Below are 14,849 nucleotides of genomic sequence, written 5' to 3' on the forward strand. Positions count from 1 at the left end.
CCGCATCCACGCATGGCGTGGATCTACTACATGCGGGCGTGGCCAGGATTCACCGCAGCCACGCATGGCGTGGATCTACTACATGCGGGCGTGGCCAGGATTCACCGCATCCACGCGTGGCGTGGATCTACCACATGCACGGGTGGCGATCCGGACAGTAGATCCACGCCATGCGTGGATGGAGCGGTGCCGACCAAGGTGGGCGTCTACCGGAGCCGCTGCGCTCAGCGCGGCACGCTGTCCTCACCCACCAGCGCGTGGTGCACGCCGATGCCCGCGCGCACGCCTTCGGCCATCGCCAGGGTGATGTTGCCCACCGTGGTCGCGTCGCCTGCGGCATACACGTTCGGCACCGAGGTCTGCTTCATCATGTCGACCTCGACCAGCACGCCCAGCGGGCTGTCCACCAGGGTGCAGCCGAGCTGCTGCACCAGCTGCGTGGCCATCTGCTGCATGGCCGGCACGAACAGCGCTCGCTGGGCGATACGGCGGCCATCGGCCAGTTCCACTTCCAGCCACGTCGGCTGTTCGCCCTGCACGCCCACTACCGGGGTGGTCTCGATCTGCACGCCGCGCTGCTGCATGGCGGCCCGCTCTTCATCGGTGATCGGCAGGCCCTGGCTGAAAAAGGTGACATTGCCCCAGTCGGCGAACAGGGTCGCCTTGGCCGCCGACATCGGGTGGCCACCGAGCAGGCCGATGGCACCGCCACCCACTTCATAGCCATGGCAGTAGGGACAGTGCAGCACGGTGCTGCCCCAGCGTTCGGCCAGTCCCGGCAGTTCGGGCAGCTGGTCGGCAATGCCGGTGGCCAGCAGCAGCTTGCGTGCGGCCAGCACCTGGTCATCGACCGTGCGTACTTCCACGCCATCGGTATGGGACTGCGCCTGCACCACCTCTCCCTGCAGCCAGCGCACGCTGGGGTAATCAAGCAGTTGCTGGCGGGCGTTCTTCAGTAGTTCGGCTCCGCTGATGCCGTCCTGGCCGAGCACGCCGTGCGAGTGGCTGGCGGCACGGTTACGCGGCAGGCCGCTGTCGATGATCATGACCGGGCGGCGGGCACGGGCCAGGATCAGGCCGGCGGCGATGCCAGCGTAGCTGCCGCCGACGATGAGGACATCAGGATTCATGGGAGCCTTCCAGGGAACGGTGATGGGCAAGATGCCGGGCGAAATCGGTGCCCAGCTGGTCCAGGGTGCTGGCCTGCAGACGCGCTTCGAGCAGGCGCTGGGCCTCGCGCGCGCCCTCCTGCAGGGCCTGGTTGACCAGTTGCTGGATGGGGCAGCCACCGCCGTTGCCGCGGTGGCTGACCTGCACCAGCGGCGGTGCGCCCACGGCCAGGTAGATGTCGTACAGGCTGATCTGCGCCGCCTCGCGCGCCAGCTGGCTGCCGCCGCCATGGCCGCGCGTGCTGCGCACCAGGCCGGCCTTGTGCATCTGCGCCAGCAGGCGGCGGATCACCACCGGGTGGGTCGGCAGGCAGGTGGCCAGCTGCTCGGACGTACGCGGACCCTCCTGGCCAACCAGATGTGCCATCACGTGCAGCGCGTCGGAAAGTGGATGGGCGGATTTCATGTAATAAAAATAGTTACATTTAAACCCCCTGTCGAGTGTCCACATTCGTTCCATTCGGACACATTCGTTCCCGGAAACATTTCCTTCACCTCGCTAAACGCGACAGTAATGTGATCGGATTCGCACTTCAGAGACCTCAGGGTGGGTCGATACCGCATTGCTCCCCTTCCGAGATCCCCCCGCATGAATGCTCCCTCCCCTGCGCCGCGGCTGCAGTCGAAGCTGCTCGGTGCTGTTTCCGTTGGGCTGGCCGTCGTCCTGCTGTGCGCCCTGGCGGGCTTGGCATCGGCGTGGCTGAAGCTGTCCACCGAAGTCCCCGCAGAGGTCGCCCACAGCCGCGACGCCGAGCGCCTGCAGCGCGAGTTCCGCGGCCAGGTCCAGGAATGGAAGAACGTGCTGCTGCGCGGCCACGATGAAGCGCTGCGCCAGCGCCACCTGCAGGCCTTCGATGACGAAGGAAAGCTGGTGGAGACGCTGGCCAGCGGCCTGGCCAACAGCCCCGATGCCCGCACGCGCGACATGGCGCAGGCGTTCGGCAAACTGCATGCGCAGTTGCAGAAGGAGTACCACGCCGCCCTGCAGGCCTTTGCCGAGGCCGGCTACGACCCGGCTGCCGGCGATACCCTGGTGCGCGGCAAGGATCGGCCCGTGGCCGCCGCGCTGGATGCGCTGGGTACGCACACCGCACAGGTGGCCGAGGCCGCAGTGAGCGCGCGTTCGCAACAGGCGCGACGCACGCTGGTGCTGTCCGCCGCGCTGACCATCGCGGCGGCAGTGCTGCTGCTGGCTGGCCTGGGCTGGTGGCTGCGGCGCGCGGTGGTGCAGCCGGTGCTGGCGGTGGAGGCCGCGGCGCGCGCAGTGGCCGCCGGCGATCTTGACCATGGGGTGCAGGTGCGCAGCCGCGACGAGATCGGCCGCCTGGCGCAGGCCATGCAGGCCGTGCAGGGCACGCTGCGCGACGTGCTTGCTGCGCAGGCGGCGATGGCGCAGGCGCACGATGCCGGCACCATCAGCCACCGCATGCAGGCCCACGCCTTCCCCGGGGCTTACGGGCGCATGGTGGCCGACACCAATGCGCTGGTCGACGCGCACATCCAGGTGAAGATGCGCGCGGTCAGCATCATCGGCCGCTACGCCGTGGGCGACCTGAGCGAGGACATGGAGGCGCTGCCGGGCGAAAAGGCGGTCATTACCCACACGCTGCACACCGCCAAGCAGAACCTTGCCGCCATCAATGGTGAGATCCGCCGCTTGGCCACGGCGGCGGCGGCCGGCGATTTCAGCCAACGCGGCGACAGCGCAAACTTCGCGCATGATTTCCGCGCGATGGTCGATGGATTGAATGAGCTCATGCACGCTGCCGACCACAACCTGGCCGAGGTTTCGACCATGCTGCGAGCCATTGCCGATGGCCGCCTGGGCGCGCGCATGCACGGCGATTTCCAGGGCGTGTTCGCGCGCATCGCCAGCGATGCCAACACCACGGCCGCGCAGCTGGCAACGATTGTTACCGACATCAAACACGTCTCGGGCAGCATCCACGCGGCGGCCGCCGAGATCGCCGCAGGCAACAATGATCTGTCGCGCCGCACCGAGCAGCAGGCGGCCAACCTGGAAGAGACCGCGGCATCGATGGAGGAGCTGACTTCCACCGTGCGGCAGAACGCCGAACACGCGCGACAGGCCAACCAGCTGGCGATCGGCGCGCACAGCGTGGCGTCGCAGGGTGGCGAGGTGGTCGGCCAGGTGGTGGCGACCATGGGCGCGATCGAGACGTCCTCGCGGCAGATTGCCGCGATCATCAGCGTGATCGATGGCATCGCGTTCCAGACCAACATCCTGGCGTTGAATGCGGCGGTGGAAGCAGCGCGTGCCGGCGAACAAGGCCGTGGTTTCGCGGTGGTGGCCAGCGAAGTACGCACGCTGGCGCAGCGCTCAGCGGCGGCCGCCAAGGAAATCAAGACGCTGATCGAGGCCTCGGTGGAACAGGTCGGCCACGGCGCGCAGCGCGTGCGCGAGGCCGGCGACACCATGGCCGAGATCGTGGCGTCGGTGCAGCGCGTGACCGACATCATGGCCGAGATTTCCGCGGCCTCGCAGGAACAGAGCGCGGGCATCGAACAGGTCAGCCAGACCGTGATCCAGATGGATGGCACCACCCAGCAGAATGCCGCGCTGGTGGAAGAAGCCAGTGCCGCCGCACGCAGCCTGGAACAGCAGGCGGACCGACTGATCGATGCGGTGGATGTGTTCGACCTGTCGACCACCGCCGCAGTAAAGGACGCGCTGGCGCACGCGGCCTGACGGATTCGGTTGCCGGCCAGCGGCCGGCACTACCGGACAGGGTAGCGCCCGACCGTTGGTCGGGCGACGGCAGGATCAGTGCGGACCAACGGTCCGCACCCACCGGAGCCGGCGCACCGGACCCTGCGGTAGTGCCGGCCGCTGGCCGGCAACCCGGCTGCAACCTTCAACGCAGGTAATCGCTCTGCGCCATCGCTTCACCCAGGTAATCCAGGAACGAGCTGATGCGCGCCGACACGGCGGTGTTGCGGTAATACACCGCGTGGATCGGCTGATACACATCCAGCGTCTGCGCGGCCAGCACCGGCACCAGGCTGCCTGCGGCGCGGTCACGGTCGGTGACGAAGTCGGACAGGCAGGTGATACCGCCACCTTCCACCGCCAGCCGGCGCAGGATTTCGCCGCTGGAGACGGCGATGTCCGGGCGCACCAGCAGTTGCCCGTCGGTATCGCCGGGCAGCGGCCAGCGGTTCAAGGATTCCGGTTCGTTGAAACCAAGCAGCGTGTACTGGCCCAGCGCGGCCACGCTGGACGGTTCGCCGTGCGCGGCAAGATAGGCCGGGCTGGCCACCAGCTGCAGGCGGCAGCACCCGAGTGAGCGCGCATGCAACGTCGAATCGGCCAGCGGGCCGATGCGGATGGCCACGTCGGTGCGCCGTTCCAGCAGGTCGATGTAGCGCTCGGAGCTGTTCAGTTCCAGCTGCACCTCCGGGTAGCGCGCACGGTAGCTGGCCACCAGCGGCGCGATCACATGCAGCACGAAGGGCATGGCCGCATCCACCCGCAGCCGCCCGGCCGGGCGCTCGCGGCGGGCGGCCATCTGTTCCTCGGCCGATTCCACCGCATCGATGATCGCCCGTGCGTGGCGCAGGTAAGCCTCGCCCTCGGCCGTCAGGTGCAGGCGGCGCGTGGTGCGGGTCAGCAGGGTGGTGCCGAGCTTCTCTTCCAGCCGCCCCAATGCCCGGCTCACGCCGGAGGGGGTCTGCCCCAGTTGCTCGGCGGCGGCGCTGATCGAGCCGCTGTCGATCACGGCCAGGAAGGCCTGCATTTCTTCCAGGGTGGTCTTCATGGCGCCATTATTGACCGGCAGGCAAAAGTGATTGGCGTGAAGACCGGTTTTTCGGCAAAGGTGCGCCGCGCACACTGCGCGCCTTCCTTCCCTCTGGAGCCCGCCATGACCCGTGGCATTCCCCTCGCCCTGCTGGCGCTCACCGTAGGCGCCTTCGCCATCGGCACCACCGAGTTCGTCATCGTCGGCCTCATTCCGACCATCGCCGCCGACCTGCGCGTCAGCCTGCCCTCGGCCGGCCTGCTGGTCTCGCTGTATGCACTGGGCGTGGCCATCGGCGCGCCGGTGCTGACCGCACTGACCGGTCGGGTGCCGCGCAAGCAGCTGCTGGTCGCGCTGATGCTGATGTTCACCCTGGGCAACGTCATCGCCTGGATGGCGCCGGGCTACACCTCCCTCGTCGTCGCCCGCATCCTTACCGGGCTCGCCCACGGTGTGTTCTTCTCCATCGGTTCGATCATCGCAACCGCCGTGGTACCGAAGGAAAAGGCCGCCAGCGCGATCGCCATCATGTTCACCGGCCTGACGGTGGCGCTGGTGACCGGCGTGCCGCTGGGCACCTTCATCGGCCAGCACCTGGGCTGGCGCGCGACCTTCCTGGCCGTGGCCGGGCTGGGCGTGGTGGCCCTGCTGGGTGCGCTGCTGTTCGTGCCGCGCAACGTGCCGCAGAGCGCGCCGGCCAGCATCCGCCAGCAGCTGGGCGTACTGGCGCAGCCGCGCCTGCTGCTGGTCCATGCGATGACCGCGCTCGGCTATGGCGGTACGTTCCTGGCCTTCACCTACCTGGCGCCGATCCTGCAGGACGTGACCGGCTTTTCGGCCAACGCGGTCAGCCTGGTGCTGCTGGTGTACGGCGTGTCGGTGGCCATCGGCAACCTGTGGGGCGGCCGCCTGGCCGACCGCCTGGGCCCGGTGCCGGCGCTCAAGCGCATCTTCGCGCTGCTGGCCATCGTGCTGTTCGCGCTCACCTTCACCGCCTGGAACACCTGGCTGATGCTGCTGACCGTGCTGGCGCTGGGCGCGGTGGCATTCGGCAATGTGCCGGGCCTGCAGGTGTACGTGGTCAAGCAGGCGCAGCGCTATGCACCGCAGGCCACCGATGTGGCCTCGGGCCTGAACATCGCCGCGTTCAACATCGGCATCGCCCTGGGCGCCTCGCTGGGTGGCCTGGTGGTGGAGCACATCGGCCTGATGCATACCCCGTGGCTGGGTGCGCTGGTGGTGGTGCTGGCCTACGCGCTGACCGTGCTGAGCGGGCACCTGGACCGCCGCGATGGCGTCGACCACCGTGCCGAGGGCATCGCCGTAGCCGCGCCCTGACCGGCAACGCAATGCACCGTTGCCGGCATGCACACGGTTGCTGGCCTACCCTTCCTGTTCACTCCTTTCCCCCCGTTGGAGCTTCCCATGACTGTACCCGCCTTTGGCCTTGGCACCTTCCGGCTGAAAGACCAGATCGTGATCGACTCGGTGCGCAATGCACTGGACGTCGGCTACCGCGCCATCGACACCGCACAGATCTACGGCAATGAAGCCGAGGTCGGCCAGGCCATTGCCGGATCCGGCGTGCCGCGTGACGACATCTACCTGACCACCAAGGTGTGGATCACCGAGTTCAAGCGCGATGCGCTGCTGGCCAGCCTGCGTACCAGCCTGGAAAAGCTGCGCACCGACCACGTCGACCTGGCGCTGATCCACTGGCCTTCGCCCAACGACAAGGTGGACGTGCCGATGGAGGAATACCTGCCGGCGCTGGCCGAGGCCAAGGCACTGGGCCTGACCCGCGAGATCGGCATCTCCAACTTCACCATCGCCCAGACCCGCAAGGCGATCGGGATTCTCGGGGCCGATGCCATCGCCACCAACCAGATCGAGATCCACCCCTACCTGCAGAACCGCCTGCTGGTGAAGTTCCTGCAGGACAACGGCATCCGCATCACGGCGTACATGAGCCTTGCCTACGGTGAAGTGCTGAAGGACCCGGTGATCCAGGCCATCGCCGGCCGCCACCAGGCCACCGCCGCACAGGTGGCACTGGCCTGGGCGCTGCAGCAGGGCTTTGCAGTCATCCCGTCGTCGACCAAGCGCGAGAACCTGGCCGGTAATCTGGAAGCCGCTGCGATCCGCCTGACCGACGAGGACATGGCACAGATCGCTACGCTTGATCGGGGCCAGCGCTTGGCCAACCCAGAAGGGATTGCCCCGGCCTGGGATTGAGGAACGGCCGCCGGGCATGGCCCGGCGCTACCGGATACGCGTGGGTAGCGCCGGGCCATGCCCGGCGGATCCATCAGGCCTGCAACAACCACCCACGCATCGCCGCACTCACCTCATCCGGCTTTTCCATCGGCGCCAGGTGCCCGCAATCGGGCACCACCACCAGCTGCGAATGCGGCGCCAGCGCGTGCATTTCCTCGCTCACCGCCAGCGGCGTGATGCGGTCGTTCGCACCGCAGATGATCAGCAGCGGATCGCGGTAGGCGGCCAGCACGTCATGGCCATCGCGGCGTTCCAGCGCGCTCTGGCGCAGGAATACCTCCGCCCCCAACCGCGCGGTCATGTCGCGCACGCGCTGCACCAGCACGTAGTCGTCCAGCCGCGAGGCATCGACATAGCTGCGCATCAGCGCATCACCAAAGCCATGGAATCTTCCGGGCAGGCGCACGCTGGCGCTCTGGCTGCGGCGCTGCTCGGCGCGCTCGGGCGAATCGGCATGGAACGAGGTATCGATCAGCGCCAGCTGCAGCACGCGCTCCGGGGCGGTGCGCAGGATCTGCTGGGCCACGAAACCTCCCAGCGAGAAACCGGCCAGGGCAAAGCGCTCCGGCGCCTGCGCCAGCACGTCGTCGGCCACCGCCTGCAGGGTATCGCTGCGGGTCTGGTCGCCCACGGTGCAGTCGGCGATGTCGGCCAGGTCGGCCAGCTGCGCGCGCCACAGCTCGGCGTCGTTGAGCAGGCCGGGGAGCAGCAGCAGGGGGATGTGATCGGTCATGGGGGTATTGTCGCGCGGTCGGGTGGGTCCGGCCATGCCGCAACGGGCTGTTGGGCTGTAAAGTCGAGCTTGCTCGACTGCCGCACAGCCAGTCGAGCATGGCTCGACTCTACCGTAGGCAGCGACACGGACACGACCATGGCAGACCCCTACAACAGCGGCATCCCCTCCCCTCCGGTACTGCGCTTCGAGGATTCGTTGGTCACCACCGCCTTCGAGCTGCCCGGCTACCGGGTGGCGCACAACCTGGGCGTCGTACGCGGCATCACCGTGCGCTCGCGCTCGATCGTCGGCAACTTCCTCGGTGGCATCCAGACGATCTTCGGCGGCAACATCACCATCTACACCGAGCTGTGCGAGCAGGCCCGCCAGGAAACCTACCGTGACATGGTCAAGCACGCACGCCAGCTGGGGGCGAATGCCATCATCGGCATGCGCTATGACGCCACCGATGTGATGACCGGGCTGACCGAGGTGCTGTGCTATGGCACGGCGGTGGTGGTGGAACCGCTGCGCTGATTTTGCCGCCGGGCATGGCTTCAAAAGCAGCCGAGCGTGGGCTCGGCTCTACGCAGGGGGTGAGGGCACTTCTACCTGCTGCACCGGCAGGGTCACCATCATCACGGTCGGGTCATCCGGGTCCAGCTTGGTCTTGAAGCCCAGGCTCTGGCACATCGCCAACATGGTGCTGTTCTCGCGCAGTACCTGGCCTTCCACCACGTCCAGACCCAGCCACTTGGCGTACTCGATCATGATCGCCATCAGGCGCCAGCCGATGCCGTGACCCTTCAGGTCCGAGCGGATGAGGATGCCGTACTCGCCGCGGTTGTAATCGGCGTCGGCATGCAGGCGCACCGCGCCGAGCATGTCGCCGTTGCGCGGGTCGATGGCCACCAGCGCGATCGAGCGCGCGTAGTCGAGCTGGGTCAGGCGGGCGATGAACTCGTGGCTGAAATGCTTGACCGACTGGAAGAAGCGCAGGCGCAGGTCTTCATCGCTGACGCGGGCGAAGAACGCGCGGAACAACGCATCGTCCTCCGGCCGTACCGGACGCACGAAGGCGCGGCCACCGTCGGACAGCTCGATGGTGCGCTCCCACTCCTTCGGGTACGGGAACACCGAGAAGCGCGGGTGGCCGCGGCCCTTGTGCAGGATGCGCGAGGGGGCGATGGCCACGCGTGCATCGAGGGCAAGGATGCCCTTGCTGTCCACCAGCAGCGGATTGATGTCCAGCGTACGCACTTCGGGAATGTCGGCCGCCAGCTGCGCCAGCTTCACCAATGCCAATGCCAGCGCGCGCTCGTCGGCCGCCGGTACATCGCCATAGGCCTTGAGGATGCGCGAGGCACGCGTCTGGCCAATCAGTTCATGGGCCAGGCGCAGGTCCAGCGGCGGCAGCGCCAGCGCCTTGTCGTTGATCACTTCCACGGCGGTGCCGCCGCGCCCGACCACAATGACCGGGCCGAACGTAGCGTCATCGGCGATGCCGACGATGATCTCGCGTGCTTTCGGGCGGATGATGGTCGGCTGCACCAGCAGGCCGTCGATGCGTGCCTCCGGGCGGCGCTGGCGGGCGCGTTCGAGGATGGCGTTGGCGGCGCTCTGCACCGCTGGCAAGGTCGCCAGGTTCAGGCGCACGCCGTCCACTTCGGATTTATGTGGAATATCCGGCGACAGGATCTTCAGCGCGATCGTGGCACCGCGCTCCAGCAGCGGCTGCGCCAGGTCCATTGCTTCATGCGCATCGCGTGCGTGCATCACCGGGGCCGAGGCAATGCCATAAGCCTTGAGCAGATCGTGGGTGGCCAGCGGGTCCAGCCACTGCTGGCCATTGGCCAGTGCGGCGTCGACCAGCGCGCGCGCGCGCGCGGTGTCCACGCTGAAATCCTGGGGCAGGCTGGGCGGCGTTTCCATCAGCGCGTTCTGCGCTTCGCGGTAGCGCACCAGATGCTGGAAGCCGCGCACGGCTTCGGCCTCAGTGGGATAGGTCGGCACACGGGCAGCGTTGAGCGTGGCGGTGGCCTGGTCGTCATTGCCCAGCCACACGGCGAACACGGGCTTGTCGCGGTGGTGGCGCGGGCGCAGGCCCAGCGTGCGGGTCAGCGCCTGCGCGGCATCGGCCGAGGAGGTGAACGCGGTGGGCACGTTGACCACCATCACCGCATCGTTCTCGTTGTCGGCCAGCAGTGCCTCGATGGCGGCCGCATAGCGATCACCGTCGGCGTCGACCACGATGTCGACCGGGTTGCTGCGTGACCAGCCCTGCGGCAGCACCTTGTCCAGCGTTTCCACCGTGCTGTCGGACAGCTGCGCCAGGGTGCCGCGCAGTGCCACCAGCTGGTCCACCGCCAGGCGGCCGACGCCTCCGCCGTTGCTGAGCACGGCCAGCCGACGGCCGGGGAAGGTGCCGAGGCGGCCCAGCGTTTCGGCGGCGGTGAACAGCTCATCCAGCGCGTTCACGCGCAGCAGGCCTGCACGATTGAAGGCGGCGCCGTAGACATCATCGGCGCATGCCAGCGCCTGCACGTGGGTATCGGCGCTGCCGGGCTGCACGCGCTGGGCACGGCCGGACTTCACCACCACCACCGGCTTGGCGCGCGCAGCGGCACGCGCGGCCGACATGAACTTGCGCGCGTCCTTGATGTGTTCGACATAGAGCAGGATGGCGCGGGTGCGGTAGTCGGTGGCGAAGTAATCGAGCAGATCGCCGAAGTCGACGTCCATGGTGTCACCCAGCGACACCACGGCGGAGAAGCCGACCGAACGCGCCACGCCCCACTCCACCAGCGCGGCGGCAATGGCCGAGGATTCGGAAACCAGGGCCAGATCGCCCGCCTGCGGGAAGTGCGCGGCGATGCTGGCATTGAGCCGCGCATGCGGTGCGATGACGCCCAGACAATGCGGGCCCAGAATGCGCAGGCCATGCTGGCGCGCCACCGTTTCCACCTGTTCGGACAGCGAGCCGGGGCCTTCGCCAAGGTGTGCGGTGAGGATGATCGCCGCCTGCACGCCGCGCTCGGCGGCGGTCCGCACCACCTGCGGCACGATCGCTGCGGGTGCGGTGATGACTACCAGGTCGGGCACCCAGTCCAGATCCTTCAGCCGCTTGACCGTACGGATGCCATCGATCTCGGCGTGGCGCGGGTTGATCCACGCCACCCTGCCGGGAAAGCCGGTACCGCGCAGGTTGCGCATCACCGCGCGGCCAGCCGAACGCTCGCGCGGGCTGCCGCCGATCACCGCAACCGACTGCGGACGGAACACAGACTGCAGGTGGTAGGTACTCATGCGCCTACGGTACCCAAAAAAGGGGACGGAGGGGATTAAGTCGTTTGTACACAAACGACTTAATCCCCTCCGTCCCCTTTTTGTTACAACAACGTGCCGTGCAGGATGAGGGCGGCGATGCTGAAGTAGATCACCAGGCCGGTCACGTCCACCAGGGTGGCCACGAACGGCGCCGAGGCACTGGCCGGGTCGAAGCCCAGGCGCTTGAGGATGAAGGGCAGCATCGAGCCGGACAGCGAGCCGAAGGTGACGATGCCCACCAGCGCGGCACCGATGGTGATGGCCAGCAGGATCCAGTGTTCGCCATAGTCATGCAGGCCACCCAGCTGCCAGATGACGATACGCACGATGGCCAGGCAGCCGAGGATGGCGCCCAGCACCATGCCGGTGGGCACTTCGCGCAGGGCCACGCGCCACCAGTCGCGCAGGCGCAGCTCGCGCAGGGCCAGACTGCGGATCAGCAGCGAGGTGGCCTGCGAGCCGGAATTCCCGCCCGAGCTCATGATGAGCGGAATGAACAGGGTCAGCACCACCGCACGCGCCAGTTCGTCTTCGTAGTGCTGCATCGCGCTTGCGGTGAGCATTTCACCGAGAAACAGCACGCTCAGCCAGCCGGCACGCTTGCGCAGCATCTCGAAGAAACCGATCTGCATGTACGGCTTGTCCAGCGCTTCCATGCCGCCGAACTTGTGTGCGTCCTCGGTCGACTCTTCGATGAGCGCATCAAGCACGTCGTCAACGGTGACGATGCCCAGCAGGTGCTGCTGCGCGTCCACCACTGGAATGGCCAGCAGGTCGTGGCGGCGGATCAGCCGCGCCACTTCTTCCTGGTCCAGCAATGCGTCCACCGTGACCGGCGGATTGACCTGGGCCACGTCGAGTATCGATTCCTCCGGCAGGCCGGTGATCAGCCGGCGCATGGTCACCACCTGCTGCAGCTGCTGGCTGGCCGGGTCCAGCACGTAGATGGCGTACACGGTCTCGCGGGTGCGCTCGACCTGGCGGATGTGCTGCAGGGTCTGGGCCACGGTCCAGGTGGCAGGCACGGCGACGAACTCGGTGGTCATCAGCGCGCCAGCGGTGTTGGGCGGGTAGCTCAGCAGCGTCTGGATGGCCTGGCGGGCATCGCTGCCCAGCAGCGGGATCAGCCGCGCGCGCTCGTCCTCGTCCAGCTCGTGGACGATGTCGGTGGCGCGGTCGTCGGCCATCAGCCCCAGCAGGGCTGCGGCACGAGCCGGCGGCAGTGCAGCCACCAGTTCGCCACTGCGGTGCAGTTCCGGCGCTTCGAGCATCTTCACCGCGCGCGGCAGCGACAGCGCGGCCAGCGTTTCGGCGGCGCGCTCCAGGTCGAGTGTGTTGAGGAATTCCACCGCGTCGGCGGTGTTGTAGCTGGCCAGGGGTGCGGCGAGGGCAGCGGCGTCGGCCACCGGGCGCAGCAGTTGCTTCTGGTTCATGGGCTTGCCTTGTGGGGATGCGACCTCGCGCAACGCCAACGCAGGCAAACCGACCCGATATCAGGCGGTCGCCATCGCTGGCGTCGAACGAGGTCGACTTCTACTGTCGCTGGACATGGGTTGGGGACTCCGGATGGGTGTACTGCCTGACACGCTCGACAACGGCGGGACCGGCAGCGGCGGGCAGTCTGGACCTGCCGGCACGCGCGGTCAACCCAGGCGTGGGCTCGCGGTCAGGCATCCTTGGGGTCAGCGCCCCTTGCGGCGCAAGGGGATCCGAGCCCGGCATGCGCGCATAATGACGGGGTGGCCTGCACGGCCGCGCTCCCCCAAGCCGAACCCACGCAGCACAGGCCCCCGCGATGACCAGGAATTCCCATGCATAGCGGTGGTCTGGAACTGGCGCTGGTGCTGCTGCTGGCCGCGGTGATCGCGGTGCCGGTGTTCAAGAAGTTCGGCTTCGGCGCGGTGCTGGGCTACCTCGCCGCTGGCGTGGTGCTGGGCCCGGACGGGCTGGGCTTCGTGCAGGATGCCGACCGCATCCTCGGCGCAGCTGAGATCGGCGTGGTGATGCTGCTGTTCGTCATCGGCCTGGAGCTGTCACCGGCACGCCTGAAAGTGATGCGGCGCTCGGTGTTCGGCGCGGGTGCGGCGCAGGTGGCGCTGTCCGGCCTGCTGCTGGGGGGCCTGCTGCTGCTCGATCATTTCCAGTGGAAGAGCGCGCTGGTGGTCGGCATCGCGCTGGCCCTGTCCTCCACCGCGGTAGGCCTGCAGCTGCTGTCCGAGCACAAGGCGATAAACAGCGACCATGGCCGGCTGGGCTTCGCCATCCTGCTGTTCCAGGACCTGATCGCGATCCCGCTGCTGGCCGCCATCCCGCTGCTGGGCGGGGCGAAGAACGAGACTCTGCGCTGGGAAGACGCGGCCGTGGCGCTGGGTGCGCTGGCGGTAGTGATCCTGTGCGGGCGGCCGGTACTGCGCAAGGTGTTCGGCATCATCGCCCGCACCCGCAGCCCGGAAGTGTTCACCGCCACCGCGTTGCTGGTGGTGCTGGGCACCGCGTGGTTCATGCAGGAAGCCGGCCTCAGCCCCAGCCTGGGCGCGTTCCTGGCCGGCGTGCTGTTGTCCGATTCGGAATTCCGCCACGAGCTGGAAGCGCAGATCGAGCCGTTCAAGGGCCTGCTGCTCGGCCTGTTCTTCATCGCTGTGGGCATGGGCATCGACCTGGACCGCATCGCGGCCGAGCCGTGGCTGATCGCCACCGGCGTGGCGATCCTGCTGCTGGTGAAGTTCAGCGTGCTGTATGCCATCGGCCGCGTGGCCCGGCTCAGTCCGCGGCACTCACTGCTGCTGGGCAGTGTGCTCTGGCTGGGCGGTGAGTTCGCCTTCGTGGTGTTCAATGAGGCCCAGCGCGCGCACCTGCTGGGTGATGCCAACCATGACCGGCTGGTGGCCATCGTCGGCCTGTCGATGGCGATCACACCGCTGCTGATGATCGCCCTGCTGAAGCTGCTGGGCAGGGAACAGCCGGCACCGCGCGATGCCACACCGGCCGACGACGTGGCGCCGGACAACCAGCCCAAGGTGCTGATTGCCGGCATGGGCCGCTTCGGCCAGGTGATCGCGCGCCTGCTGACCGCGCAGAAGGTGCCGTTCGTGGCGCTGGAAGCGAACCCGGACACCGTGGCCGACCTGCGCCGCTTCGGCAACCAGCTGTACTACGGCGACCCGACCCGGCCGGAGATGCTGCGCGCCGCGGGCGGCGAGCATATCGATGTGTTCGTGATCACCGTGGACGATCCGGAAACCAACCTGCGCGCGGTGCGTATGGTGCGCCGCCTGTACCCTGACGCGAAGGTGCTGGCACGCGCGCGCAACCGCCAGCATGCGTGGCGCCTGATGGACATGTCGGCCGAGCCGTTCCGCGAGGTGTTCGGCACCAGCCTGGAGATGAGCGGACGCGTGCTGACCGCGCTGGGCGTGGCGGCGGACGTTGCGCAGCGCCATGTGCAGCGGTTCCGCGAGCATGACGAACAGCTGCTGCGTGACCAGTACCTGGTGTATGACGACGAAGCGGCGGTGATCCAGACCTCGCGCGATGCGCGCAATGACCTGATGCATCTGTTCGAGGCCGACGCGGACAGTGAGTAGATCCACGCCGCGCGTG

Annotated in this window: 11 protein-coding genes; 5 read left to right on the top strand and 6 right to left on the bottom strand. The window is 67.9% G+C overall.

The window, feature by feature from the left end; translation table 11 throughout:
- Positions 1 to 224: 224 nt before the first annotated feature.
- Both ACQKDV_RS02855 and ACQKDV_RS02860 read right to left on the bottom strand, forming a co-directional pair.
- Positions 225 to 1,130 (bottom strand): NAD(P)/FAD-dependent oxidoreductase, encoded by a 906-nt coding sequence (locus ACQKDV_RS02855; protein ID WP_427782285.1) that lies wholly within the window; start codon positions 1,128 to 1,130, stop codon positions 225 to 227.
- On the bottom strand, positions 1,120 to 1,575 hold the full coding sequence (locus ACQKDV_RS02860; protein WP_427782286.1) for an Rrf2 family transcriptional regulator: 456 nt from the start codon (positions 1,573 to 1,575) through the stop codon (positions 1,120 to 1,122). Before ACQKDV_RS02860 ends, ACQKDV_RS02855 begins: the two co-directional genes overlap by 11 nt.
- Before the next feature lie 183 nt (positions 1,576 to 1,758).
- On the opposite strand from ACQKDV_RS02860, the gene ACQKDV_RS02865 reads away from it, so the two are divergent.
- Entirely contained in the window at positions 1,759 to 3,879 is a 2,121-nt protein-coding gene (locus tag ACQKDV_RS02865; protein ID WP_427782287.1) for a methyl-accepting chemotaxis protein, read from the top strand.
- Between the two features lie 166 nt (positions 3,880 to 4,045).
- Here ACQKDV_RS02865 and ACQKDV_RS02870 read toward each other — a convergent pair whose 3' ends face one another.
- A complete protein-coding gene (locus ACQKDV_RS02870; protein ID WP_427782288.1) occupies positions 4,046 to 4,948 on the bottom strand; it encodes a LysR substrate-binding domain-containing protein in 903 nt (300 codons plus the stop codon).
- Between the two features lie 105 nt (positions 4,949 to 5,053).
- Between ACQKDV_RS02870 and ACQKDV_RS02875 the strand changes: the two genes are divergently transcribed.
- Together ACQKDV_RS02875 and dkgB are read left to right on the top strand one after the other, a co-directional pair.
- A complete protein-coding gene (locus tag ACQKDV_RS02875) occupies positions 5,054 to 6,268 on the top strand; it encodes an MFS transporter (RefSeq protein WP_427782289.1) in 1,215 nt (404 codons plus the stop codon).
- A gap of 87 nt (positions 6,269 to 6,355) precedes the next feature.
- Entirely contained in the window at positions 6,356 to 7,165 is an 810-nt protein-coding gene (dkgB, locus tag ACQKDV_RS02880; RefSeq protein ID WP_427782290.1) for a 2,5-didehydrogluconate reductase DkgB, read from the top strand.
- Positions 7,166 to 7,238: 73 nt separating this feature from the next.
- Here the strand turns inward: dkgB and ACQKDV_RS02885 are convergent, their stop codons facing one another.
- Entirely contained in the window at positions 7,239 to 7,940 is a 702-nt protein-coding gene (locus tag ACQKDV_RS02885) for an alpha/beta fold hydrolase (RefSeq protein ID WP_427782291.1), read from the bottom strand.
- A gap of 138 nt (positions 7,941 to 8,078) precedes the next feature.
- On the opposite strand from ACQKDV_RS02885, the gene ACQKDV_RS02890 reads away from it, so the two are divergent.
- Positions 8,079 to 8,459 (top strand): YbjQ family protein, encoded by a 381-nt coding sequence (locus ACQKDV_RS02890; RefSeq protein ID WP_427782292.1) that lies wholly within the window; start codon positions 8,079 to 8,081, stop codon positions 8,457 to 8,459.
- Positions 8,460 to 8,507: 48 nt separating this feature from the next.
- Here the strand turns inward: ACQKDV_RS02890 and ACQKDV_RS02895 are convergent, their stop codons facing one another.
- Together ACQKDV_RS02895 and mgtE are read right to left on the bottom strand one after the other, a co-directional pair.
- Positions 8,508 to 11,228, bottom strand: coding sequence for a bifunctional acetate--CoA ligase family protein/GNAT family N-acetyltransferase (locus ACQKDV_RS02895; protein ID WP_427782293.1), 2,721 nt, complete (start codon positions 11,226 to 11,228; stop codon positions 8,508 to 8,510).
- Between the two features lie 83 nt (positions 11,229 to 11,311).
- Complete coding sequence (gene mgtE, locus ACQKDV_RS02900) at positions 11,312 to 12,682, bottom strand: magnesium transporter (RefSeq protein WP_427782294.1); 1,371 nt, start codon at positions 12,680 to 12,682, stop codon at positions 11,312 to 11,314.
- Positions 12,683 to 13,060: 378 nt separating this feature from the next.
- On the opposite strand from mgtE, the gene ACQKDV_RS02905 reads away from it, so the two are divergent.
- A complete protein-coding gene (locus ACQKDV_RS02905) occupies positions 13,061 to 14,833 on the top strand; it encodes a monovalent cation:proton antiporter-2 (CPA2) family protein (RefSeq protein WP_427782295.1) in 1,773 nt (590 codons plus the stop codon).
- Positions 14,834 to 14,849 lie beyond the last annotated feature (16 nt).

Origin of the sequence: Stenotrophomonas sp. NPDC077659 (assembly GCF_050268705.1) — a bacterium.
Lineage (GTDB): Bacteria > Pseudomonadota > Gammaproteobacteria > Xanthomonadales > Xanthomonadaceae > Stenotrophomonas.